Consider the following 23,032-nt stretch of genomic DNA (forward strand, 5'->3'; position numbering starts at 1 on the left):
GGGGCCTCCTGCGTCAGGGATATCGCGCAACGCGCCTGAGTCTAGCCCAGCCGCCCGAGCAGCGCGGCGGCGCGGTCCTCGCGATCGGAGGAGGCGTACACCAGCACCGGGCCGCGCCGGTAGCCGTGGCGCAGGCCGTGCGCGGCGAGCGCGAACATCACCGCGCCATGGGCGGCGCCGAGGTCGCCGAAACCCTCGGCGGGGTGCTCCATCTGGTGGTCCTCGGCGAAGGCCGCACGGTTGCGCAGGAAGGCGGTACCGAACTCGCGCCCCCAGTAGCGCTCGCCGTTGAAGCTCGCGTACACGCAGCCGATCGGCGCCGGCGGCGGCGCCTCGGCGAACAGCGCGGCGAAGGCCGCGGCGAGCCCCTCGCCGAGGTACGGCGCCTCGGCGTAGAGGTGGCCGGGCTCCTGGCCGACGCCGTTGCCGAGCACCTGCGCCAGCGGTGCGAGTGCATGCCGCTCGGCGGCGCGGCGGCTCGCCAGCAGCGCGAAGCCGGCGCCCTCGCCGGGAGTGAAGCCGTCGCTGACGGTATCCCCGCGGATGCGCCCTTCCAGGTCGAGCGTGCCGAGCACGTAGAGGTCGACCAGCGAATCGACGCCGCCGACCAGCACGAACTCCGCCTCGCCGCGGGTGATGCGCGCGCACGCCTGGCGCACCGCGGCGAGGCCGGCGGCGCGCCCGCGCGCGACCGCGACGCTGGCGGCGATGTCGAGCGGGATGCCGGCCTGGCGCGCGAGGCGGCTGAGGAACTGCGGCGGGCGCAGCGGCTGCGTGGTGTGGTGCTCCGGCAGGCCGAGCAGCAGCGGCACGCGCACGCCCGCGGGCAGGGCGGCGAGCGTCTCGGCGAGCGCGACGTGGCCGAGGCGCAGCATGCGCGCCTCGCGGTACTGCAGGCGCTCCCCGGCGAAGGCGGCGTCGAGCGGCGGCAGGCCCTCGTCGGGCACCACGGCGACGATGAAGCGCTCGAAGCGCCGGTCGCGCCATTCGATCGCGCGCTGGCGGGCGATGCGCGCGCGCGCCGACATCGCGGTTTCGGCGAGGCTCAGGCCGATCGACGTCACCACGCCGGCGCCGACGACCAGGACCGCTTCGGCCATCGCTCAGCCCTCCCCGCCGTGGCCGTACTCGGCGCAGCGCACGTGCACCTCGCTGAGCCTGAGCGCGTGCTTGTCGACCGGCTGGCAGGCGCGCCACACCAGCTGCAGCCGCGCCAGATCGGGTTCGAGCACCACGGTGTCGAGCGCCGCCGGCTGCGGGATCTCGCGCCCGGCGAAGTGGAACACCGTCGCCAGCGTGCACACCGGCAGCTTGAAGCGCAGCGGCGCCTCGGCCGTGACGCCGCTCAGTTCGACCGGCTCGCCGCCCTGCAGGTAAGCCGGCGCGACCAGTTCCGGCGCCGCCACGTTGAGGAAGCGCGGGTCGAAGTCGAGCGGCAGATAGGGCGCGCGCGTGGCCTGCCAGGCCGCATCGTAGGTGCCGGCGTAGGCGCGCCGCGGCAGCCAGGCCGGGGCGACCGGGGCGACGCCCGCCGGCGGCGGGCGGTCCTGCGGGCGGGCGATCAGCGCGCGCGGGTCCTCGATGTTCGGCAGCGGCCGGCCATCGGGGTTGCGCAGCGTCGGCCCCGCCAGCAGGCCGCGCCCGACCGGGTTGCGCGGCTCGGACTCGGGCGGCTTGCCCTCGTCGGCCGCGGCGATGCCGCCGAAGGCGAGTTCCCAGCGCAGCGGCAGGCGCTCGAAGGGCTCCGGCGCCGAGATGCGCGCGCCGTCGCCGGCGCCCTCCCAGCGGCGCTCGCCGAACACGCGCAGCGTCCGCGCCACCGGCCCGACCCGCAGGCCGACGTCGAGCACGCGCACCGGGCGCGCTGCGACCGCGTGGCCGAGCAGCATGATGTCGGTGGCGGGCTTGGTGAGCGTGAAGTCGGCCGCCGCGCGCAGGCCGCTCGTCGCCGGGTCACCCCAGTAGACGTCGGCCGCGAGCAGCGGCACCGGCTTCGGCAGCAGTTCGGGGCCCTGCGGACCGAGGCGGAAACTCGCCTTCACGGTGAGGTACACGCACTCGATGCCGGCGGGGTTCGGGAAGACGGCGATCGCCGCCGCGAACGGGGTGTGATTGCGCAGTTGCAGCACGAGGCATCAGTTCTCGGCGATCTTCGAGCCTTTCAGCACCATGTCGCCCGAGGCCTTGACGCCGATCTTGCCCGAGCCGGTGATGGTGATGTCCTTGCCCTTGATCTGGATGGTGCCGTCCTTCTTCATGATGATGCTGGCGTCGCCGGTCTTCAGCGTGATCTCGTCGCCGGCCTCCAGGTAGAACTTCTTGGACACCTGCAGCTTGTCGTCCTTGCCGATCGAGGTCTCGCGGTTCTCGCCGACCTCGCGCGTCTCGTTCTTGGCGACGCTGGTCTTCAGGTGCTGGCCGATGTCTATGGTCTCGTCCTTGCCGACGCTGTGGGTGCGGTTCTGGCCGACGGTGAGCGCCTCGTCCTTGCCGACATCCATCGTGCGGTTCTCGCCGATGCTGACGGTCTCGTTCTTGCCGACGCTCTCGGTGCGGTCGACGCCGATGCTGATGGTTTCGTTGTGGTCGACCGACTCGGTGCGGTCGTGGCCGATGCTGACGGTTTCGTCGTTGTCGACGGTCTTGCTGCGATTGTGGCCGACCCAGTGGCCTTCGTCGTTCTCGACCTCGATGTCCTGGTTCTTCTCGGCATGGACCAGCAGGTGCTCGGAGCCCTTCTTGTCCTCCATGCGGATCTCGTTGCAGTTGGCCGCCGCCCCCTGCAGCGTCGAGCGGCTGCGCAGGCCGCTCTGGGTCTTGTTGTCGGGCAGCGCGAAGGGCACGGCGTTGGTGCCGTTGTAGACGCGCCCGGTGATGATCGGCCGGTCCGGATCGCCCTCGAGGAACTCGACGATGACCTCCTGGCCGATGCGCGGGATGTGCATCGCGCCCCAGCCCGCGCCCGCCCACACCTGCGACACGCGGATCCAGCACGAGCTGTGCTCGTCGCTCGCGTCATGGCGGTCCCAGTGGAAGTGCACCTTCACGCGGCCGTACTCGTCGGTCCAGATCTCCTCGCCGGAGGGGCCGACCACGATCGCCGTCTGCGGGCCGTACACCAGCGGCTTGGGGGTTTCGAGCGCGGCGCGGAACGGCGTCTGCGCGTCGATCGCCACCAGCGTGACGTCGAAGGTGGCGTCGCTGCCGCCGCTGCGCTCGCCGACCTCGTAGCTCGGCAGGCGCAGCGCGTAGCGCGCCTCCACCGCCAGGTGCTCGATGTTGCGCTCGCTCGCCGGGCAGCCCTTGATCTCGAACAGGTCGCCGCAACCGACGGCGCGCGCGTTGCCGCGCAGCACCACCTGCTCGCCGCGGGCGTTGACCGCCTCCAGGCGCGCCCGCGCGTACTGCTCGCCGTCGGCGTTGACGCTGTACTCGCCGGGGTAGTCGAACAGCTCGAACTGGCTCGCCGTCGCCTCGCCCTGCGACACCGCGTCGAGCGGCGTCGACGGCGTGATGAAGTGGAAGTCCTTCAGCGCGACCGCCGCGGTCTGCACCTCGTTCTCGACCGACCAGGCGTAGAGGTGGTCCTCCTTGCGCCGCTCGACGTTGTCCTGGGGAAAGTACGGCAGCACCCCGCCGCCGGCGGGGCGCGCGTGCGCGCTGACGCCGTCGGCGAGCACCAGCGTGTGCTTGCCGGCCTCGTGGCGGAAGAAGTAGTAGATGCCCTCGCCTTCCAGCAGCCGGTTGACGAAGTTGAAGGCGGTCTCGCGGTACTGCACGCAGAACTCCCACGTGCGGTAGCTGCCGTTGAGCTCGATGCTGACGTCGCTGAAGCCGTGGTCGTCGAACACCTGCTTGACGATGTCGGGGACGGTCATCTCCTGGAAGATGCGGCAGTCGGCGCTGCGCGTCAGCAGCCACAGCCACGGCCGCAGCCACGCGCGGAAGGCGGGCAGCCCGGCGTCGTTGCCGACCCGCACGAAGCGCACGACGCGACCGTGGAAGTAGCGCGTGCCGCCGGCGGTGGTCAGCTCGACGCAGAGTTCCTTGCCGAACACGTCGGCGAGCGCCAGCGCGGCGTTCTCGCTGACCAGGTCGAGTTCGTACTCGAACGGCGTCGACAGCCGTTCGCGCCCGCTCATGCCGCGCAGCAGCAGGGTGCCCTCGGCCAGGTCGGGCGAGGTGACGGTGGCGAGACGATGGGTTTGCGTGATCGGCATGTCCGTTCGTCCGGAGGTCTCGGCAGGGTCGATCGCAACGCGGGGACAGGGCGGCCACCGGCGGGTGGGCCGCGCCCGGCACGGGCGCCGCAGGGCGCCCAGCAACTATAGCCGGCGGCCGCCGCGCTGCGCGCGGCGCCGTTCAAACCGCGCCCGGCACCCGCGCGCGCACCAGCCAGCCCGCGACCGGCCGGCCGCGCTCCACGCGCAGCACCGTCGGGGTGAGCTCCGCGGCCTCGAAGCCGGCATCACACAGCACCGCGCGCACGTAGTCGGCCGCGTGGCTGTAGCGGCCGTGCGGGTTGATGCGGTAACCCCCCGCCAGCGCCTCGTCGGTCCGCTCCACCGTGAAGCCGAACCAGCCCCCCGGACGCAGCGCCCCGCGCGCGGCGCGCGTCACCGCGCCGAGCTCGCCGAAGTAGCACAGCGTGTCCGCCGAGGCGATGACGTCGTACGCCCCCGCCTGTGCTGCGCCGAGGAACGCCGTCAGCTCCGCCTGCTCCAGTTCGTCGTACACACCGCGCGCCCGTGCCTTCTCGAGCATCCCGCCCGACAGGTCCACGCCGACCAGCCGCCGCGCCCACGGCTTCAGCAGCGGGCCGCACAGCCCCGTGCCGCAGCCGGCATCGAGCACCTCCAGCGCGGCCTGCGGTGCGCCGAGCACCCCGCCCAGCGCCTCGGCGAGGCGTTTGGGCACGTCATAGCCGAGCCGCCCGCACAGGTGCGCGTCGAAATGCTCGGCGTAGCTGTCGAACAGCCCGCGGACGTAGGCATCGTCGCAGCGCGCCGGCGCAGGCGCGCCGCCGCAGGCGGCCAGGCGCGCCTGCGCCAGGGGGTGGCCGGGTTCGCGTTCGAGCCAGGCGGCGTAGGCCTGCGCCGCCTCGGTGAAGCGTTCGAGCTTGCTCAGCACATGGCCGAGCGCGCGCAGCGTGCCGAGATGCCGGGGTTCGAGCGCGAGCGCGCGGCGGTATTCGGCGAGCGCCGCATCCCATTCGCGGCTGCGCTCGAGCAGGCTGGCGAGGTTGTAATGGTCGTCGGCGCTGCGGGCCTCGAGTTCGAGCGCACGGCGGTAGGCCGCCACCGCCTCGCGTTCCCGCCCCTGCGCGCGCAGCACGACGCCGAGGTTGTTCCACGCCGCGACGTGCTCGGGCGCGGCATCGAGGGCGGCACGGTACTCGGACTCGGCGGCCTCGGGCTGGCCGAGCGCCTGCAGCACGTTGCCGAGGTTGCTGCGCAGATCGGCATGCCCGGGGGCGAGGCGCGCCGCGGCCCGCAGCACGGCGAGCGCGCCGTCGCCGTCACCGCGCTGGAAACGCAGCAGGCCGAGGAAGTGCAGCGCATCGACGTGTCCCGGGCACTGCGCCAGCACCTGTCGGTAGATGCTCTCGGCGGCATCGAGCTCGCCGGCACGCTGCCAGCCGACCGCCAGTTCGAGCGCCTGCGCCGGCGTCAACCGGCGCTCGACCTCATCTTCGTCGACGGGCATCGCTCACGCCTGCAGCGGCAGGCGGTCGAACGCCGTGCCGAGGCCGGTGGGCGGCACCGGGCGGCCGGCGCCTCCGGCGGCCGGCCCGGTCGCACGCATCCGCCCGCGGCGGCAGGGCGGGGTCGCGTCGACCGCAACGGCGGAATCGGGCATCGGGCCCTCCGGGTACGGGTCGGCGGGGCTCACGCGAAGCTCACCGAATAACGGCCGGCGGAATCGCCGTAGGAGGCTCTGGCGCCGGGCTCGGCCCAGTCCGGAAAGAAGCGCGGGCAGCGGACCCGGATGTGGCCGATGGTCGCGCCGAGGAACAGCCCGAGCCCGTTGCCGTCAGTGCTGACCTTGCCGTAGTCGGTGCCGTCCATGCCCTGGACCTCGAATTCGAACTCGCCGGAGTCGTCCTTGTACGGGCTGTAGACGCAGATGCGGGTCGCCGGAAAGGCGCTCCAGAAGCCGTTGACGGCGCCGTCGATATCGCGCATCTGGTCGACCTGGTCGAAATCGGCCTTCAGCGTCTGGTCGTTCTCGATCTTCGGCGCGCCGAAGATCGGCTGGGCCGCCGCCACGTCGGACACGTAGCGCTTCGGGTAGCGCCCCTTGTTGTGGTTGGCCTGGCCGCTGCGCGCGCACTGCTTCCGGGCCAGATTGAGCTTGTAGTCGAAGGCGTAGACCAACTGGTTGCAGACGACCTGCGGGCCGTTGATGGCCACCTGCCGGGTCGCCGTGCCGCGGGTCGTGTAGTGGAAATCGCCGTCGCAGTCGGCGTTCGCAGCAGCCCGGGCGAGCTGGAGGGTCAGGTGATCGAACGCCGGCCGGTTCCAGGCCGGGTTCGTCCATTTGTAGACCCACTGCTGCGGATTCTGCTGGGCCTGCCGGGCCCAGGCACCGACGACCGGGGGATAGAACATGGGGGGCTCCTTGTGCGTGGCTCGGACCGGCGGGCGATGGCCTGGCGCCGGCGGCGGCCGGGCGCGCGGCTAGCCGGAAAGCGTAGCTGAACGCCCCGCACCCGCCGCGTTCAATCGCGGCGCAGCGCTCACACCGCCGGCGGCACGCGGGCGAGCACGACCCAGCCCTGCACCGGCTCACCGATCTCCAGGCGCAGCACCGCCGGGGTGAGCTGCGGCGCCTCGAAGCCGGCATCGAGCAGCGCCGCGCGCACGTAGTCGGCCGCGTGGCTGTAGCGCCCGTGCGGGTTGATGCGGTAACCCCCCGCCACCTCGCCGTCGGCCCGCTCCACCGTGAAGCCGAACCAGCCCGCGGGGCGCAGCGCCCCGCGCGCGGCGCGCGTCACCGCGCCGAGCTCGCCGAAGTAGCACAGCGTGTCCGCCGAGGCGATGACGTCATACGTCCCCGCCCGGGCACCGAGGAACGCCGCCAGCTCCGCCTGCTCCAGGTAGTCGTACACACCGCGCGCCCGTGCCTTCTCGAGCATCCCGCCCGACAGGTCCACGCCGACCAGCCGCCGCGCCCACGGCTTCAGCAGCGGGCCGCACAGCCCCGTGCCGCAGCCGGCATCGAGCACCTCCAGCGCGCCCGCCGGTGCGTCGAGCACCCCGCCGAGCGCCGTCGCCAGCAGGTCGGGCGCGTGATAGTCGAGGCGCTGCAGCAGCATCTCGTCGAAGCTCTCGGCGAAGGTGTCGAAGGTGCTGCGGATGTAGTCGTCGGAGGCGCGCGCGGGCACGTCCTCGCCGCTGCACGCCGCCAGCATGTGGCGGGGGATCGGGTTGCCGGGTTCGACCTCGCTCCAGGCGCGGAACACGCCCGCCGCCTCCTCGTGCTCGCCGACCAGATAGAGCGTGTAGCCGAGCAGGTAGTGCGCCCGCGCGTGGCGCGGGTTCAACGCCACCGCGTGGCGATAGGCGGCGAGCACTTCGTGCACCTGGCCGCAGACGCGCAGCGCGTTGCCGAGGTTGAAGTAGGCCTCGGCGTAGCTCGGCGACAGCCTCAGCACGTGCCTGAACGCCTCCACCGCCTCCTCGGCGCGCCCGTGCACGCGCAGCAGGATGCCGAGGTTGTTCCAGGCCCCGCCGTGCTCCGCGTTGAGCGCGAGCGCGCGGCGGTACGCCTCCTCGGCCTCGGCGAGGCGCTCGGATTCCTTGTACAGGTTGCCGAGGTTGTTCCAGGCGTCGACGTACTCCGGCGCCTCTTCGAGGGCCCGGCGCACCAGCGCGATGCCCTCCTCGGTGCGCCGCTGCTGGTGGCGCAGCACGCCGAGGAAATGCAGCGCGTCGGGCTGGTCGGGGATCGCTTCGAGCAGGCGCAGGTAGATCGCCTCGGCCTGTTGCAGTTCATCGGCCTTGTGGTGGCGGATCGCCAGTTGCAGGGCCTCGGCGGCGTTGATGTCGACCATTTTCTTCTTGTGGCTGGCCGCGGTGCGGCGGGAATGACGGTTCATGGAAACCTGCTCCGAACTTCGACGGGCGCAGCACGTCGCTGCTCCAGACGCCCGCCCTCAGCCCGCCCTGGGGTCACGGGGCGGGAGTGCGGCCGGCACCGGACGGCGGCCGCGCGGTTCATCCCGGATAAGCGGGCAGTCAACCGAAGTCGTAGGCGAACTCGCCGTCCTTCACGCTCACCGCCACGCGCGACACCGTCCCGCCCTCGATCATCCGCACCAGGAACTCGCGGCTGATCTCGGGCAGCAGGGTGTTGGTGAGGATGGCGTCGATCATGCGCCCGCCCGACTCCACCTCGGTGCAGCGCGACACGATCAGCTTCACCACGTCTTCGCCGTACTCGAACGGCACCTTGTGGTGCTCCTCGACGCGCTTCTTGATGCGTCCGAGCTGCAGGCGGACGATGCGCGCCAGCATCTCGTCGGTGAGCGGGTAGTAGGGGATCACCACCAGGCGCCCGAGCAGCGCCGGCGGGAACACCTTCAGCAGCGGCTCGCGCAGCGCCTTGGCGATGGCATCGGGCTCGGGCATCAGCTCCGGGTCGCGGCACATGCCCATGATCAGGTCGGTGCCGGCGTTGGTGGTGAGCAGGATCAGCGTGTTCTTGAAGTCGATCACGCGGCCTTCGCCGTCCTCCATCCAGCCCTTGTCGAAGACCTGGAAGAAGATCTCGTGCACGTCCGGGTGGGCCTTCTCGACCTCGTCGAGCAGCACCACGCTGTAGGGCTTGCGGCGCACCGCCTCGGTCAGCACGCCGCCCTCGCCGTAGCCGACGTAGCCGGGGGGCGCACCCTTGAGCGTGGAGACGGTGTGCGCCTCCTGGTACTCGCTCATGTTGATGGTGATCACGTTCTGCTCGCCGCCGTACATCGCCTCGGCGAGCGCCAGCGCGGTCTCGGTCTTGCCCACGCCCGAGGTGCCGGCGAGCATGAACACGCCGATCGGCTTGTTGGGGTTGTCGAGGCCGGCGCGCGAGGTCTGGATGCGCTTGGCGATCATCTGCATCGCGTGGTCCTGGCCGATCACGCGCTTGCCGAGGTTCTCGGCGAGGTGCAGCACGGTCTCGACCTCGTTGCGCGCCATCCGCCCGACCGGGATGCCGGTCCAGTCCGCGACCACGCTGGCGACGGCCTGGTAGTCGACCGTCGGCAGGATCAGCGGCTCGTCGCCCTGCAGCGCGTGCAGCCGCGTCTGCAGTTCGCGCAGTTCGTCGAGCTTGGCGGCGCGTGCGGGGTCGTCGGCGACGGGCGCGGCGGCGGCGGCGGCGCGTTCGAGCGAGGTGCCGGTGCCCTCCACCGGGCCGAGGGCGCCACGCAGTTGCGCGCGCAGGTCGAGGATGCGGTCGACCAGCGCCTTCTCGTCGGCCCAGCGGGCCTCCAGCCCCGCCAGCCGCTCGCGCTCGGCGTGCAGTTGCGCCGCCGCCGAGTCCTCGCGCGCGGCGGTGTCGATGCCGATCGCCGCCTCGCGGGCGATGATGCGCAGCTCCGTTTCGAGCGCCTCGATGCGCCGGCGGCAATCGTCGACCTCGGCCGGCACCGCGTGCAGGCTCACCGCCACGCGCGCGCTGGCGGTGTCGAGCAGGCTCACCGACTTGTCCGGCAGCTGCCGCGCCGGGATGTAGCGGTGGCTCAGCTTGACCGCCGCCTCCAGCGCCTCGTCGAGGATCTGCACCTGGTGGTGCTTCTCCATCATCGAGGCCACGCCGCGCATCATCAGGATCGCCTTGTGCTCGCCCGGCTCGTCGACCTGCACCACCTGGAAGCGGCGGGTCAGCGCCGGGTCCTTCTCGAAGTACTTCTTGTATTCGGCCCAGGTGGTCGCCGCCACGGTGCGCAGGGTGCCGCGCGCCAGCGCCGGCTTGAGCAGGTTGGCGGCATCGCCGGTGCCCGCGGCGCCGCCGGCGCCGACCAGCGTGTGCGCCTCGTCGATGAACAGGATGATCGGCTTCGGGCTCGCCTGGACCTCCTCGATGACGTTGCGCAGGCGCTGCTCGAACTCGCCCTTCATGCTCGCGCCGGCCTGCAGCAGGCCGATGTCGAGCGTGCGCAGGCTGACGTCCTTCAGCGACGGCGGCACGTCGCCGGCGACGATGCGCTGGGCGAAGCCCTCGACCACCGCGGTCTTGCCGACGCCGGCCTCGCCGGTGAGGATCGGGTTGTTCTGGCGCCGGCGCATCAGGATGTCGACGACCTGACGGATCTCCTCGTCGCGGCCGACGATCGGGTCCATCTTGCCGCTGCGCGCCTGCTCGGTGAGGTCGACGGTGAAGCGCTTCAGCGCCTCCTGCTTGCCCATCGCCGCCGGCGGCATCGCGCCGCTGGCCTCGCCCGGCGCCGCGCCGCCGCCGACCTGGAAGCCGTCGGTCGCCGACAGACCCTCCTCGGGCGAGCCGCTGACCACCTCGGCGAAGCGCTCGGTGAGGGTGTCGGCCTTGACCTTGTCGAACTCGCGCGAGATGCCGAGCAGCGCGTTGCGCAGGCTCGGCGTCTTGATGCAGCCCACCACCAGGTAGCCGCTGCGCACCTGCGACTCGCCGAACATCAGGCTGCCGTACAGCCAGCCCTCCTTGACCGCCTCCTCGACGTGCGAGGACAGGTCGGTGATCGAGGTCGAACCGCGCGGCAGGCGGTCGAGCGCCTCGGTGATGTCCTTCACCAGCACCGCCGGGTTGACGTTGAACTGCTTGACGATGCGGTGCAGGTCGGAATCGGGCACCTGCAGGAGCTGATGCACCCAGTGCACCAGCTCCACGTAGGGGTTGCCGCGCATCTTGCAGAACACGGTGGCGGCCTCGATGGCCTTGTAGGCGAGGCTGTTGAGCTTGCCGAACAGGGCGACGCGACTGATTTCCGCCATGGGTACTCCTTGGGCCAAGAGGGTTGGGAGGCGCGCCGGCGCGCGCCGACTGCCGCAGCCTAGTCGACGGGCACGGCGTTTTCGCGTCGCGGCGGCGGCTGCAGGTGCAGGTCGCGCGGATCGTCCGTGCGCGTCCGCGTGCCGCCGAGCCAGCTCGTCCAGCCCAGGCGGCCGGTGCCGCCGAGCGCGAGCCGCGGCACCTCCGCGCGGGCGAGGATCAGGTTCACGTCCCAGGCGAATTCGTCGCCGACGTAGCTCTGCACCCAGGCGCGCAGGCAGTCGAGGCCGTCGCCACCGGGCAGCAGGCGTTCGTAGTCGGCGAGCGTCAGCGGCCCCATGACGATGCGGAACTTGTACTGGCGGTCCCACACCCGCGCGCCGATGCAGGCGTTCATGCCGAGGGTGCCCGAGGCGCGCGACTCACCGAGCCGGCAGCGGCTTTCCTCCGGCAGTTCCAGCCAGTGGCCGACGTATTCCTCGATGCGCACCGGCAGGCGGAAGTAGTCGGCCAGGATCGCGCACAGCCCGTCGGGGTGGCGCGCCGGCGCCGCCAGCAGCCCGGCGAAGTGCAGCCGCGGCCGGTGCCCCAGCGTGTCGCGCTCGCGCAGGCCGGGCGTGCCGTAGCCGCACAGCGCGCCGGCGTAGGTCGCGAAGCGGTCGCGCGCCGGCCGGTCCAGGCTCACGGTGGGCTCGGCATCGGCCCAGGCGCGGTACAGCAGCGACATCATCCGGTGGTGGAAGATGTCGGCGAAGCGCGCGAAGGTCGGGTCGGCGTTGTTGCGCGTGCGGTCGCGGGCGTACTCGGTCAGGTGCAGCGGCAGCGGCCCGTTGGGGCCGAACAGCCCGTAGGCGTAGACCTCGAGCCGCGGCGCGCGGCCGTCGTGACCGGGCCTGAGCGCGGCGAGCGTGGTCTGGGCGAAGGTGCAACTCGGCTGCTGTGCGAGCCGCACCGGGTCGTCGGCCACCCGTGCCGACTCGCCGAGGCGCGGGCGCTCGGCATAGGCGCATTCGAGCCGGCGCAGCGCCTGGAACAGGTCGAAGTCGTAAGGCGCGCGCGCGAGCTCGGCCAGCAGTGCCTGTGCCGGCGACGGCTCCGCCGCCGGCACCGCGCCGGCGGGAGTCGCCGCGGGCGGCGGCGCTACAGCGTCGGGCGCCTGCCCATCCGCACCGGCCATCGCATCACCTCGCCGCGCTCGTGCGAGCGCACCACGGTCTGGGTAAAGCTGTTCAGCGACGCGTAACGCGCGACGAAGTGTTCGAGCACCGCGCCGAGCAGGAACACGCCGGTGCCGCCGAAGGCGGCATCCTCGAACAGCAGGTCCACCTCGGCGCCGCGCCCGAAGGCGATCGGGCCGGGCAGCGGGATGCGCCGCGTCGCCGGGCGCGCGCGCACCGACAGCAGGCCGTCGATCTGCTTCTGCACCGCGGCATCGTTCGGGTCGCCGTACAGGCGCAGCAGTTCGCGCAGCGCCACCGCCCCCTGCTCGGGGTTGCTGTCGGCGAGCGTCAGGTAGTTGAGCGACAGGTGGCTGATCAGGCGCCAGGCGTTCTCGCCGTCGGCGAGGCTCGGCCGCGGCCGGCTCGGCCCCGCCACGCAGCGGATCGCCGCCACCGGGGCGCCGGTTTCCAGCACGAAGTCGGTGCGCCCGCTGCCCACCGGCATCTGCATCGGCAGGTCGCGGTTGGTGCACAGCAGCCGCAGCGACAGCTGGCGCAGGTCGTGGCGATAAGGCGCGGCGCGGGCATCGACCAGCGCGATGAACACCTCGTGGCCGATGTAGCCCGAGCGCGGCCCGCGCAGCCGCGCCTTGGTCGACAGCACCCGCTTGACGCGCCGCAGCGTGTAATAGGCGCTGTCGCCGCTGCGCCGGATCAGATCGTGCGAGGCGTAGAAGGGCAGGAACGGCTGCTCGCCGTCCTCGGCGGTGCCGTGGCCGGTGATGCCGTCGACGCGGTAGACCTCGAAGTCGAGCGGGCGCGTGCGGTCGGGCACCACGTGGTACTCGGTGGCCTTGTCGTTCAGGTGGATGCGATCGGCGCGCCGCGGGAACAGGTTGACCGCCGGTGCGCAGTACAGCGCGAAGTGGCTCGGACCGAGCACCCCCTCGAACAGCGGCTCGACGCGGTCGAACAGAACGATCAGTTCGAGCTCCTCGCCGCGGCTGCGGCGCATCGCCGGCGCGAGCCCGCCGAGCTCGACGAACAGGTAGCGCTGCGGGAAGGCGAAGTACTCGCTGAGCAAGCGGTAGCCCTGGAAGCTCGGCGGCGCCGGCGGCAGCAGCGCCTCGTCGTCGGTGAAGCCGAGCGCGCGCAGCGCCCCCGGCTCCAGCCACTGGAACCACGGCGACGGCCGCCCCGGCGCGCGCGCGAGCACCGCCACGCTGTGTCCGAGCAACTGTTCATAGAGCCGGAACGGCAGTTCGTCGGCGCCGCGCAGGAACAGCGGCAGGCGCTCCAGCGGCAGTTCGGCGAGTCCGATGCCGCCGGTCGCGCGCAGGCGCAGGCGCAGCCCGGCGCGGGCCCGCGGCGCCGAACTCGCCGCCGGCCCGAGCACCGCGGTGACGTTGACGAAGTACTCGGCCTCGGTCAGTTCGAGCGGCCACAGCGTCACCGGATGGCCGGTGCGGTACTCGCAGGCGGTGGCATCGCCCTTGCCGAGCGGGCTGCGCAGCCCGGTGCCGCGCGGCACCACGAAGCCGGTGTTGAGCGAGCCCTCGTTGGGGTTCGGCTGGAACTGCACCACCGCCATCGACGGCACCGGCGCCAGGTAGTGCGGGTAGACCATCTCCAGCAGGTGCTGGGCGAAGGTGCCGTGGGCGGTGTCGAGCTTGAGCTGCACCCGCGCGGCGAGGAAGGCGAAGCCCTCCAGCAGGCGCTCGACGTAGGGGTCGGCGCACTCGAAGCCGGTCAGGCTCAGGCGCCCGGCGATCTTCGGGAACTCGTCGGCGAACTCGCCCGCGCTGTCGCGCAGGTGCTGGAGTTCGCGGTTGTAGTAGTGCAGCAGCCGCGGGTCCATCGGAAGTCGTCAGGTGCTCCAGGGTTCGACGTGCACGGTGCCGGACTCCAGGTCGAGTTCGGTCTTCAGCCAGAGCTTCAGCGGCACCGGCTGCGCCCACAGCTCGCCCTGGATCTCGAAGGCGATGGCGTTGTGACTCATCTGGTCCGACACCAGTGCGCGCACGCTCACGGTATGCGCCAGGATGCGCGGCTCGAAGCGGCGGATCGCCTCGACCAGGGTCTGTTCGAGCTGGTCGATGTTGACGCCGCTGGCGGTGTTGCCCGCCAGCGCCGGCAGGCCGTAGTTGAGCACCGAGTTGGCCACCTGCGGCAGGGCATCGAGCGGCACCGCGCTGGCGAGGTCGGTGGCGTTGAACAGCCAGGCGAGGTCGCGCAGCACGCTCTCGCGCAACTGGCTCATCGACAGCACGCGGTTCTCGCGCGACTCGCGCGGGTTGTGCGGATCATCGTCGGTGAGGCGGTCGAGCAGCGCCGGCTGCAGACGCTCCTGCGGGGTGAGTTCGGCCACGCCGCGCCCTCCGCTCAGCCGTCGGCGGGCGCCGCCGCGGCGGCGCCACCTTCGACGTCGAGGGCGATCTCGCGCACGTTGAGCAGCGGGTACTCGCCGGCGTCGGTCGCGAACATCCGCTGGCCGTGGGCGAGCACCAGCCCCTCGGCGGTCTCGCTCCAGTCGGTACGCCGTGCCAGCTGCAGCGCGCCGTCGGCGGCCGCCTCGGCACCGGGATAGCGCGTGGGGATCAGCGCCACGGTCGTGCCGCCGTTGGCGAAGGTGAGCTCCGCCGGCGCCCACACCAGGTCGCGCAGGTCGGCGGGCGGCTCGATGCGCACCGCGGCGAGCCGGACGAACGGCACCCAGTAGTAGCGGCCGTTGACCACGGCCTCGAGCACCGGGCCGAGGCGCCCGTCGCTGTCGGCGATCCACGCGAAGGCCTCGCCGTCGATGCGCCCGGTGCTGGCCGGCGCCTGCTCGAAGGCCTGCGCACGCAGCGCCTGCGCCGCCGCCGGCGCGGTGGCATCCTGGGCGAGCGCCTCGATCAGCCAGGCGAGCCATGGCGCCGGGTCGCCGAACACCAGCGGCGCGCGCCGGCCGGCGAAGACCTCGCGCCGCAGCACCTCGCAGCGCAGCGCCTCGCGGTAGGTCTGCACCATCGGCATCGCCGTGCCGTCGAGTTCGCCGACCACCTGGAGCTGGTTGAGCGCGCGGTCCCACTGCCCGTGCACGGCGAGCAGCTGGAACAGCAGGATGCGCCAGCGGACGCTGCCGGGCTCCTTGCGCACCTGGGCCTGCAGTTCGGCCAGTGCCTGCTCGGTGTTGCCCTCACGCAATCGCTCTTCAACGCTCATCGTCCGCCCCCCGAGATTCCCGGCCCGCGGGCCGCCGCCGCAAACGAAGGGCCCCGCCGCGACCGCGTCGGGGCCCGTGGCACCGCTTCACGCCGCCGCGGCGGACGTCAGATCTTCGCGTTCTCCTCGATGTTCCACTTGAACTCCTTCGCCGTGTCGCCGGTGCCATCGTCCTTCTGCTCGGTGTAGGCGAAGTTCACCTTGGCGAAGTTGAGGGTGACGTTCTCGGTCAGCCGGTCCTCGCCGCCGCTGCCGCCGGTCGACACCGAAGTGACCATGACCTTTTCCATCTTGATCACGATGTACTCCAGCGGCGCCTTGCCGCCCGCCTTGCGCACGTACAGCGTGGCGTCGTCGATGTGCGTGCCGTTGGCCAGCGCGTCCATCAGCGCGTAGCTGGCCACGTCGACCCACTTGGTGACCGATACGTCCTGGAAGTTGGCCTTGCCGGCGCCGCCGCCGCCGCCGGTGTGGAAGGTGCCGCTCTGCGACATGCCCCAGCTCCAGGCGAGCACGTCGATCTCCTTCGGATGGGTCTTGTCTTTCGATTCGCCCTTGATGTTCGCCGAATCGGCGAACTTGAGAAACATGTCGACAGCCATCGTTCAACTCCTGCGCTTGCGCACTCGATCTACGAATCCGGCCGCGGCCGGAACCCTCAATGCAAACGGCCGCCCGCGCCGCGGGCGGCCGCCCCTCACCCACCCTTGGCCGAAGGCAGCTTGGACACCAGTCGCAGCGACACGGTGAGCCCTTCGAGCTGGTAATGCGGCCGCAGGAAGAACTTCGACGTGTAGTAGCCGGGGTTGCCCTCGACCTCCTCCACGACGACCTCCGCCGCGGCGAGCGGCTTCTGCGCCTTGGTCGTCTCGCTCGACCGCGACGGATCGCCGTCCACGTACTGCTTGATCCATTTGTTGAGCCACACGGCCATGTCTTCCTTTTCCTTGAACGAGCCGATCTTGTCGCGAACGATGCACTTCAGGTAATGCGCGAAGCGGCAGGTCGCGAACAGATAGGGCAGGCGCGCGGCGAGGTTGGCGTTGGCGGTGGCGTCGGGGTCGTCGTACTCGGCCGGCTTCTGCAGCGACTGCGCGCCGATGAACGCCGCGAAGTCGGTGTTCTTCTTGTGGATCAGCGGCATGAAGCCGTTCTTGGCGAGCTCGGCCTCGCGCCGGTCGGAGATCGCGATCTCGGTCGGGCACTTCATGTCGACGCCGCCGTCGTCGGTCGGGAAGGTATGCGCCGGCAGCCCCTCGACCGAGCCGCCCGACTCCACGCCGCGGATGCGCGAGCACCAGCCGTAGAGCTTGAACGAGCGGTTGATGTTGACCGCCATCGCATACGCCGAATTCGCCCAGGTGTACTTCGAGCTGTCGGCGCCGGCGGTGTCCTCCTCGAAGTCGAACTCGTCGACCGGGCTGGTCTTGGCGCCGTAGGGCAGGCGCGACAGGAAGCGCGGCATCGCCAGCCCGATATAGCGCGAATCCTCCGACTCGCGCAGCGACTTCCAGGCGGCGTATTCCGGGGTCTGGAAGATCTTGGTCAGGTCGCGCGGGTTCGACAGCTCCTGCCAGGAGTCCATCTGCATCACGGTCGGTGCCACTGCGCTGATGAACGGCGCGTGCATCGCCGCGCAGACCTTGGACATCTCGCCGAGCAGCTCGACATCGGGCGGCGAATGGTCGAAGTAGTAGTCGCCGACCAGGCAGCCGAAGGGCTCGCCGCCGAACTGGCCGTACTCCTCCTCGTACATCTTCTTGAAGATCGGGCTCTGGTCCCAGGCGGTGCCCTTGAACTTCTTGAGCGTCTTGTGCAGATCGCCCTTGGCGATGTTCATCACCCGGATCTTCAGCAGCTCGTCGGTCTCGGTGTTGTTGACCAGATGGTGCAGCCCGCGCCAGGCGCTCTCCAGCTTCTGGAAGTCCGCGTGGTGCAGGATCAGGTTGACCTGCTCGGTGAGCTTGGCGTCGATCGCGGCGATCATCGCCTCGATCGATTTCAGCGTGTCGGCCGAGATCAGGCTGGTCGACGCCAGCGCCTGTTCGGCCAGCGTGCGCACCGCCTGCTCGACGGCTTCCTTCGCCTTCTCGGACTTGGGCTTGAATTCCTGCAACAGCAGTGACTGGAAGTCACCGCCTTCAGCGGTGGCGACGGCGCCCTGCGCCTGCGCTTCGGGGTTCAGTTCAGCCATGGACTCGCTCCTGGACGGGGGTCATTCCTGCGGGGCGCCTTCGGCCGGTTTCGGGGCCGAGGCCAGCGCCTGCAGCAGCGTCGGGTCCTGCAGGACCTTGCCGATCAGTTCCTCGGCGCCAGTCTTGCCGTCCATGTAGGTGAGCAGGTTCGAGAGCTGCGTACGCGCCTCGAGCAGCTTGTTCAGCGCATCCACCTTGCGCGCGATCGCCGCCGGCGTGAAATCGTCCATGCTCTCGAAGGTGATGTCGACGCTCAGGTTGCCTTCGCCGGTCAGCGTGTTCGGCACCGGGAAGGCCACGCGCGGCTTCATCGCCTTCATGCGGCTGTCGAAGTTGTCGACGTCGATCTCCAGGAACTTGCGGTCGGCGACCGGTGCCAGGGGCTCGGCGGGCTTACCCGAGAGGTCGGCCATCACGCCCATGACGAAGGGTAGCTGCACCTTCTTCGAGGCGCCGTACAGCTCGACGTCGTACTCGATCTGCACGCGCGGCGCGCGGTTGCGCGCGATGAATTTCTGACTGCTGTCTGCCACGGTGTAACCCCTCCAGATGAAGAGCCGGTGAATCTCGATTGAGCGGGCCGCGCGCTGCCCCGTTGGTTATCAGCCCGCGCCGTCCTCCGGCCCGCGCAGCACGTCGAACGCCGGCAGGCTGTCCGGCGCGAGGTTGCGCATGATGTCGAGAAACCCCATCGCCGCAAGGCGTCGTGCCCGCACCAGCAGGATCGGCACCGGGCTGGACGGCTCGCAGCGCTGGTAATACTCGCAGACGGCGTCGAGCGCCCGGATGACTTCGTCGCGATTGTTGATCCGCCCCGGCACGCCGCCTCCGCCCCGTCCACTGCCCGCCGCCGGCTCCTCGCCGCCGGCCTCGACGGCTGCCGCGGCCGTCTCGTCGGTCGCCGGCACCGCCACCACGCCCCGCCGCGCGAGGCGATCATCCAGCAACTGCCCGGCCTGGCGCAGCAGCGTGCGCAGCGGCGAGAAGTCGACCGCCCGCCCGGCGCCGACCGCCGAGGTCAGCGACTGTTCGAGCCCGGTGACCGCGTCGAGCCCGACCCGTGCGCCCTGCGCCGCCGCCTGCAGCGCCGCGATGTCGCAGTCCAGGAACACCGCGTCGTAGACGTCGGTGGCCAGCACCGCGGCGCCGCTCATCATCCCGGTGTGGATCAGGTGGTCACGCAGCGTCGCCACGCCCAGCGTGCGCGAACGCGCCAGCGCCGCCTCGCGCACCTGGGCGATCACCGCGGCGTCGACGAGGGTCGCGAGCACGTTCACGCGCAGCGTCGGGTCGTTGTCGTCGTCGGGGTCGAGGCGGGGATGCACGTCGGCCCAGAAGCGCTCGATCAGGCCGCGCAGCAGGACCAGCCCGTCGGCGAAGCCGGCCAGACCGTCGAGGGCGAGTTCGGCGCGGGCGAGCTGCAGCGCGATGCGCAGGTCGCGCGTACGGGTGAGCAGTTCGAGCGCCTTGGTGCGCACGCCGCGCCAGTCGGGCGGCTCCGCCGGCAGCACCGTGGCGCCCATCTGGCGCTCGGGCTGCCCCTGCGCCAAGCGTTCCATCTCCTGAAAACCCGGATCGTACTCGAGGTCGTCCCCGCACGGCGCCTCGGCCGAGACCTCCGCCAGCAGCTTCTGCACATCCACCGACACATCCACCTCCCGCACCGGGCCTCGTCCGGCGCGCAGAAGCATAGACGACACGGGCCGCCACACGCGCCCGCCAATGCTGGAAGCGTAGCCGCCCGCCCACCAAACGCCAGCCGGCGATTGCGGGGCGCGACGCGGCTGACTAAAGTCCGAAGGCACTTCGAGCGCCCGCCCCGCGGACGCCACCCCGCCGCCGTCGCCCCGGACCCCGCTGCAATGCCGCTCACGCTCACGATCACCAGCTACCAGAAGCTCACGCCGGGCGTCGAGGCCGTGCGCACGCTCGCCGAGGGCACCCTGAGCATCGGCCGCGCCGTCGGCAACGACTGGGTGCTGCCCGACCCCGAGCTGGTGATCTCCGGCCGCCACTGCCTGATCCAGGCGCACGGCGGCGATTACTACGTCACCGACACCAGCACCAACGGCGTCTTCATCGGCGGGCGCCGGCTCGGCCGCGGCAACAGCCAGCAGCTGCGCCAGGGCGACGCGCTGACGCTCGGTGACTACGAACTGCGCGTCGATCTCGCCGCCGCCGCGGCGGCGCCCGCACCGGCGCACGACCTCTTCGCCGACCTCGGCAAGCCGGCGGCGGGCGCCGACCCCTTCGCCGGCCTGGGCACGCCGACGCCGGCCGCCGACCCCTTCGCCGGTCTCGGCACGCCGACGCCGGCCGCCGATCCCTTCGCCGGTCTCGGCACGCCGTCGGCCGACCCGCTCGCCGGGCTCGCACCCGGCGGTGCCGACCCCTTCGCCGACCTGCTCGGCCCGCTGCACGAGCCGGTGCGCAGCGACCCGCTCGCCGCGCTCGGCCCGGCGGGCAGCGACGACGTGCTCGGCATCGGCAAGCCGGCCGGTGCGGCGGCGGATTTCGGCCTGTTCGACGTGCCGCGCAAGCCGGCCCCGGGCCCGGCCACGCCCGCCGACCACCTGCCCTCGGAGCAGCAGGCGTTCGTGCCACCGTCGCCGGTGATCCCCGACGACTGGGACGATCTCCTCGGCCCGGTCGCCACCCCCGCGCCGACGCCATCGGAACCGACGCCGACACCGACTCCCGCGACGGAACCCGAGCCGGCCGCGCCGGCGCCCGTCGCCGATCTCGGCGCGCAGCCCGAGGCAGTCGCGGAGCGCGCCGAGGAAGCCTTCGCGGCGCTGCCCGAGATCGAGCTGCCGAGCACGCCGTTCAGCGACGTCACGCCGACGCCGATCCCAGCGGTCGCGGAAGCGCGCACACCGACGCCCACGCCGGTGCCTCCGGCCGTCGCCCCGGCCGCCCCGCACGTGGCGCCGGCGCCCCCCGTCGGCAGCGGCAGCGGCAGCGGCAGCGGCGGCGGCGCGGCGGCGGTCGAGGCCTTCCTCGCCGGCGCCGGGCTGTCGCACCTGCAGCTCGGCGGCGAGCAGCAGGAGGCGCTGATGCACGCGCTCGGCCTGAGCTACCGGCTGATGGTGCAGGGGCTGATCGACGTGCTGCGCGCCCGCGCCAGCCTGAAGGGTGAGTTCCGGCTGTCGCAGACCACCATCCGCCCGATCGAGAACAACCCGCTGAAATTCGCGCCCAACGTCGAGGAGGCGATGGCGCTGCTGCTGATCCACCGCGGCAACGTCTACCTGCCGCCCGAGCGCGCCATCGGCGAGGCCTTCCAGGACCTCAAGGTCCACCAGATGGCGATGATGGCCGGCATGCAGGCGGCGCTGGCGCTGCTGCTGAAGCGCTTCGATCCGGCCGCGCTGGAGGCGCGCCTGGGCGACAGCGGCGGCGGCATCGGCGGGCTGCTCGGCGGCGGCCGCAAGGCACGCAACTGGGAGCAGTTCACCCAGCTCTACCAGGAGATCGCGCGCGAGGCCGAAGACGACTTCCAGGACCTGTTCGGCCGCGAGTTCGCCCGCGCCTACGAAGAGCAGATCGCCCGCCTGGGGCGCCGCTGAGCGCCCCGGCGCGGGCGATGTCGGCCGCGGACCGTACTGGCTCTACACTGTCGGCGACGCCGCCGACGCGCCCCATGGAGATTCCGGATGAAACCGCTGCACGCCCTGCCCGCGCTGCTCCTGCTCGCCATCACCGCCTGCGCGCCGACGCCCCCGCCGCCGGCGCGCGTCGTCGGCCAGCTTCAGGCCGTGCCGGGGCTGAACCCGTCCGGCAGCGGCAAGCCGCTGCCGCTGCGGGTGCGCATGTATGAGCTGAAGGCACCGGGCACCTTCCAGAACGCCGATTTCTTCTCGCTGTGGGACAAGGCCCAGGGCACGCTCGGTGCCGACCTGACCGGCAGCGAGGAATGGGTGGTGCAGCCGGGCAGCACGCTGACGCTCGACCGCCAGCTCGACCCGGCGACGCGCCACGTCGGCGTGATCGCCGCCTACCGCGACATCAACGGCTCGACCTGGCGCAAGCTGGTGGCGGTACCGCCGAACCAGACCACCCGGCTGAGCATCCAGCTCGGCGCCACCGCGCTCAACGTCAGCGCCGGGCCCTGAGATGCACCCGCCCCGCCCCCGCCCGCGGGCGGCGCGCGTACCGCCGTCATTGAAGGAGTCGGCATGACCTGGAACAGCAAGGTCGTGTGGTCGGAGGGCATGTTCCTGCGGCCGCAACACTTCCAGCAGCAGGAGCGCTATCTCGACAGCCTCGTGCAGAGCCGCTGCGCGCCGCTGACCGCGTGGCCCTGGGGCTTCACCGAACTCGCGCTCGACCGCACCGCGCTCGGGCTCGGGCGGCTCGCCATCACCAGCGCGCGCGGCATCCTGCCCGACGGCACGCCGTTCGCGATCCCCGACGACGACGCCGCGCCGCCGCCGCTCGCGATCGACGACGAACTGCGCGACACCGCGATCTTCCTGGCACTGCCGCTGCGCCGCCCGGGCCTGCGCGACACCGGCCGCGACGAGGACACCGCGCACATCGCGCGCTACCGCGCCGAGGCCACCGACGTGCGCGACGACAACGCCGGGCTGGAAAGCCTCGCCCCGGTGGAGATCGGCCGGCGCAACCTGCGCCTGCTGACGGCGCGCCAGGACCTCGGCGAATACGCCTGCCTGGGCGTGGCGGTGGTGATCGAGAAGAAATCCGACCAGGCCGTGGTGCTCGACGAACGCTACATTCCGCCGATGCTGGCGAGCCTCGCGCAGCCCAACCTCGCCGCCTTCGTGCGCGAGATCGAGGGGCTGCTGCACCAGCGCGGCGAGGCGCTGGCCGGGCGCGTGGTCGCCTCCGGGCGCGGCGGCGTCGCCGAGATCGCCGACTTCCTGCTGCTGCAGGTGGTCAACCGCGCCGAGCCGCTGTTCGCGCACTTCGCGCGCCTCGGCATGCTGCACCCCGAGGCGCTGTACCGTGAACTGCTGCAGATCGCCGGCGAGCTCGCCACCTTCACCCGCCGCGAGAAGCGCCCGGCGAGCTTCCCGGCCTACCGCCACGAGGACCTGGCCGCCACCTTCGCGCCGGTGATGGCGGAGATCCGCCAGTCGCTGTCGATGGTGCTGGAACAGACGGCGATCCAGATCCCGCTGCAGGAGCGTGCCTACGGCGTGCACGTGGCGGCGCTCACCGACCGCACGCTGCTCGGCAAGGCGAGCTTCGTGCTCGCGGTGCGCGCCGACGTGCCGAGCGAGATCCTGCGCGCGCGCTTTCCGACGCAGGTCAAGATCGGCTCGGTCGAGCACATCCGCGACCTGGTCAACCGGCAGCTGCCGGGCATCGCGCTCAACCCCCTGCCGGTGGCGCCGCGCCAGATCCCGTATCACGCCGGCCTCACCTACTTCGAGCTCGACCCGGCGAGCGAGCACTGGAAGCTGCTGGCCAACTCGGGCGGCTTCGCCTTCCATGTCGCCGGGCAGTTCCCCGGGCTCGACATGACCTTCTGGGCGATCAGGGGATAAGCGC

The 23,032-nt window shown here is 71.8% G+C and carries 19 protein-coding genes; 3 read left to right on the forward strand and 16 right to left on the reverse strand.

Features of this window, described 5'->3' with window-relative positions:
- Positions 1 to 41: 41 nt before the first annotated feature.
- From EV699_RS17580 to tssA, 16 genes are all read right to left on the reverse strand, one after another.
- Positions 42 to 1,100: a beta-ketoacyl synthase N-terminal-like domain-containing protein gene (locus tag EV699_RS17580; RefSeq protein ID WP_132545241.1), complete on the reverse strand. Its 1,059-nt coding sequence runs from the start codon at positions 1,098 to 1,100 to the stop codon at positions 42 to 44.
- A 3-nt stretch (positions 1,101 to 1,103) separates the two neighbouring features.
- Positions 1,104 to 2,129: a DUF2169 family type VI secretion system accessory protein gene (locus EV699_RS17585; RefSeq protein WP_132545243.1), complete on the reverse strand. Its 1,026-nt coding sequence runs from the start codon at positions 2,127 to 2,129 to the stop codon at positions 1,104 to 1,106.
- Between the two features lie 6 nt (positions 2,130 to 2,135).
- Entirely contained in the window at positions 2,136 to 4,220 is a 2,085-nt protein-coding gene (locus tag EV699_RS17590; protein ID WP_132545245.1) for a type VI secretion system Vgr family protein, read from the reverse strand.
- A 142-nt stretch (positions 4,221 to 4,362) separates the two neighbouring features.
- Positions 4,363 to 5,706: a tetratricopeptide repeat protein gene (locus tag EV699_RS17595; protein ID WP_132545247.1), complete on the reverse strand. Its 1,344-nt coding sequence runs from the start codon at positions 5,704 to 5,706 to the stop codon at positions 4,363 to 4,365.
- A gap of 3 nt (positions 5,707 to 5,709) precedes the next feature.
- On the reverse strand, positions 5,710 to 5,859 hold the full coding sequence (locus EV699_RS20025) for a hypothetical protein (RefSeq protein WP_165904194.1): 150 nt from the start codon (positions 5,857 to 5,859) through the stop codon (positions 5,710 to 5,712).
- A 29-nt stretch (positions 5,860 to 5,888) separates the two neighbouring features.
- Positions 5,889 to 6,611 (reverse strand): hypothetical protein, encoded by a 723-nt coding sequence (locus tag EV699_RS17600; RefSeq protein WP_132545249.1) that lies wholly within the window; start codon positions 6,609 to 6,611, stop codon positions 5,889 to 5,891.
- Between the two features lie 128 nt (positions 6,612 to 6,739).
- Entirely contained in the window at positions 6,740 to 8,101 is a 1,362-nt protein-coding gene (locus tag EV699_RS17605) for a tetratricopeptide repeat protein (protein ID WP_243662725.1), read from the reverse strand.
- A 139-nt stretch (positions 8,102 to 8,240) separates the two neighbouring features.
- On the reverse strand, positions 8,241 to 10,958 hold the full coding sequence (tssH, locus tag EV699_RS17610; RefSeq protein WP_132545251.1) for a type VI secretion system ATPase TssH: 2,718 nt from the start codon (positions 10,956 to 10,958) through the stop codon (positions 8,241 to 8,243).
- 59 nt (positions 10,959 to 11,017) lie between these two features.
- Positions 11,018 to 12,133, reverse strand: a complete 1,116-nt coding sequence (gene tssG, locus EV699_RS17615; RefSeq protein WP_132545253.1) for a type VI secretion system baseplate subunit TssG — start codon at positions 12,131 to 12,133, stop codon at positions 11,018 to 11,020.
- Positions 12,097 to 13,974 carry a type VI secretion system baseplate subunit TssF gene (gene tssF / locus EV699_RS17620; RefSeq protein ID WP_132545255.1) on the reverse strand — a complete coding sequence of 626 codons (1,878 nt, stop codon included), beginning with the start codon at positions 13,972 to 13,974 and terminating at the stop codon, positions 12,097 to 12,099. Before tssF ends, tssG begins: the two co-directional genes overlap by 37 nt.
- A 9-nt stretch (positions 13,975 to 13,983) precedes the next feature.
- The gene (gene tssE, locus EV699_RS20315; protein ID WP_243662726.1) at positions 13,984 to 14,484 is read right to left on the reverse strand and encodes a type VI secretion system baseplate subunit TssE; all 501 of its coding nucleotides are present in this window, start codon (positions 14,482 to 14,484) and stop codon (positions 13,984 to 13,986) included.
- A 14-nt stretch (positions 14,485 to 14,498) separates the two neighbouring features.
- Positions 14,499 to 15,320 carry a type VI secretion system accessory protein TagJ gene (locus EV699_RS20320; RefSeq protein WP_243662727.1) on the reverse strand — a complete coding sequence of 274 codons (822 nt, stop codon included), beginning with the start codon at positions 15,318 to 15,320 and terminating at the stop codon, positions 14,499 to 14,501.
- Positions 15,321 to 15,427: 107 nt separating this feature from the next.
- Entirely contained in the window at positions 15,428 to 15,922 is a 495-nt protein-coding gene (locus EV699_RS17630; protein WP_132545257.1) for an Hcp family type VI secretion system effector, read from the reverse strand.
- A 95-nt stretch (positions 15,923 to 16,017) separates the two neighbouring features.
- A complete protein-coding gene (tssC, locus tag EV699_RS17635; RefSeq protein WP_132545259.1) occupies positions 16,018 to 17,514 on the reverse strand; it encodes a type VI secretion system contractile sheath large subunit in 1,497 nt (498 codons plus the stop codon).
- Positions 17,515 to 17,535: 21 nt separating this feature from the next.
- Positions 17,536 to 18,048, reverse strand: a complete 513-nt coding sequence (gene tssB, locus EV699_RS17640; RefSeq protein ID WP_132545261.1) for a type VI secretion system contractile sheath small subunit — start codon at positions 18,046 to 18,048, stop codon at positions 17,536 to 17,538.
- 69 nt (positions 18,049 to 18,117) lie between these two features.
- Entirely contained in the window at positions 18,118 to 19,158 is a 1,041-nt protein-coding gene (gene tssA, locus EV699_RS17645; RefSeq protein ID WP_165904195.1) for a type VI secretion system protein TssA, read from the reverse strand.
- 219 nt (positions 19,159 to 19,377) lie between these two features.
- On the opposite strand from tssA, the gene tagH reads away from it, so the two are divergent.
- From tagH to tssK, 3 genes are all read left to right on the forward strand, one after another.
- Positions 19,378 to 21,084: a type VI secretion system-associated FHA domain protein TagH gene (tagH, locus tag EV699_RS20465; protein ID WP_132545266.1), complete on the forward strand. Its 1,707-nt coding sequence runs from the start codon at positions 19,378 to 19,380 to the stop codon at positions 21,082 to 21,084.
- A gap of 87 nt (positions 21,085 to 21,171) precedes the next feature.
- Positions 21,172 to 21,630: a type VI secretion system lipoprotein TssJ gene (tssJ, locus tag EV699_RS17655; protein WP_132545268.1), complete on the forward strand. Its 459-nt coding sequence runs from the start codon at positions 21,172 to 21,174 to the stop codon at positions 21,628 to 21,630.
- Positions 21,631 to 21,693: 63 nt separating this feature from the next.
- Positions 21,694 to 23,028 carry a type VI secretion system baseplate subunit TssK gene (tssK, locus tag EV699_RS17660; RefSeq protein WP_132545271.1) on the forward strand — a complete coding sequence of 445 codons (1,335 nt, stop codon included), beginning with the start codon at positions 21,694 to 21,696 and terminating at the stop codon, positions 23,026 to 23,028.
- Positions 23,029 to 23,032: the final 4 nt, after the last annotated feature.

The organism is Plasticicumulans lactativorans (assembly GCF_004341245.1).
GTDB lineage: Bacteria > Pseudomonadota > Gammaproteobacteria > Competibacterales > Competibacteraceae > Plasticicumulans_A > Plasticicumulans_A lactativorans.

What these genes read in the sequence shown, in the direction of transcription:
- EV699_RS17580 (WP_132545241.1), bottom strand. Translation starts at nt 1,100, where the DNA reads ATGGCCGAAGCGGTCCTGGTCGTCGGCGCCGGCGTGGTGACGTCGATC.
- EV699_RS17590 (WP_132545245.1), bottom strand. Translation starts at nt 4,220, where the DNA reads ATGCCGATCACGCAAACCCATCGTCTCGCCACCGTCACCTCGCCCGAC.
- EV699_RS17595 (WP_132545247.1), bottom strand. Translation starts at nt 5,706, where the DNA reads ATGCCCGTCGACGAAGATGAGGTCGAGCGCCGGTTGACGCCGGCGCAG.
- EV699_RS20025 (WP_165904194.1), bottom strand. Translation starts at nt 5,859, where the DNA reads ATGCCCGATTCCGCCGTTGCGGTCGACGCGACCCCGCCCTGCCGCCGC.
- EV699_RS17600 (WP_132545249.1), bottom strand. Translation starts at nt 6,611, where the DNA reads ATGTTCTATCCCCCGGTCGTCGGTGCCTGGGCCCGGCAGGCCCAGCAG.
- EV699_RS17605 (WP_243662725.1), bottom strand. Translation starts at nt 8,101, where the DNA reads ATGAACCGTCATTCCCGCCGCACCGCGGCCAGCCACAAGAAGAAAATG.
- tssH (WP_132545251.1), bottom strand. Translation starts at nt 10,958, where the DNA reads ATGGCGGAAATCAGTCGCGTCGCCCTGTTCGGCAAGCTCAACAGCCTC.
- tssG (WP_132545253.1), bottom strand. Translation starts at nt 12,133, where the DNA reads ATGGCCGGTGCGGATGGGCAGGCGCCCGACGCTGTAGCGCCGCCGCCC.
- tssF (WP_132545255.1), bottom strand. Translation starts at nt 13,974, where the DNA reads ATGGACCCGCGGCTGCTGCACTACTACAACCGCGAACTCCAGCACCTG.
- EV699_RS20320 (WP_243662727.1), bottom strand. Translation starts at nt 15,320, where the DNA reads ATGAGCGTTGAAGAGCGATTGCGTGAGGGCAACACCGAGCAGGCACTG.
- EV699_RS17630 (WP_132545257.1), bottom strand. Translation starts at nt 15,922, where the DNA reads ATGGCTGTCGACATGTTTCTCAAGTTCGCCGATTCGGCGAACATCAAG.
- tssC (WP_132545259.1), bottom strand. Translation starts at nt 17,514, where the DNA reads ATGGCTGAACTGAACCCCGAAGCGCAGGCGCAGGGCGCCGTCGCCACC.
- tagH (WP_132545266.1), top strand. Translation starts at nt 19,378, where the DNA reads ATGCCGCTCACGCTCACGATCACCAGCTACCAGAAGCTCACGCCGGGC.
- tssJ (WP_132545268.1), top strand. Translation starts at nt 21,172, where the DNA reads ATGAAACCGCTGCACGCCCTGCCCGCGCTGCTCCTGCTCGCCATCACC.
- tssK (WP_132545271.1), top strand. Translation starts at nt 21,694, where the DNA reads ATGACCTGGAACAGCAAGGTCGTGTGGTCGGAGGGCATGTTCCTGCGG.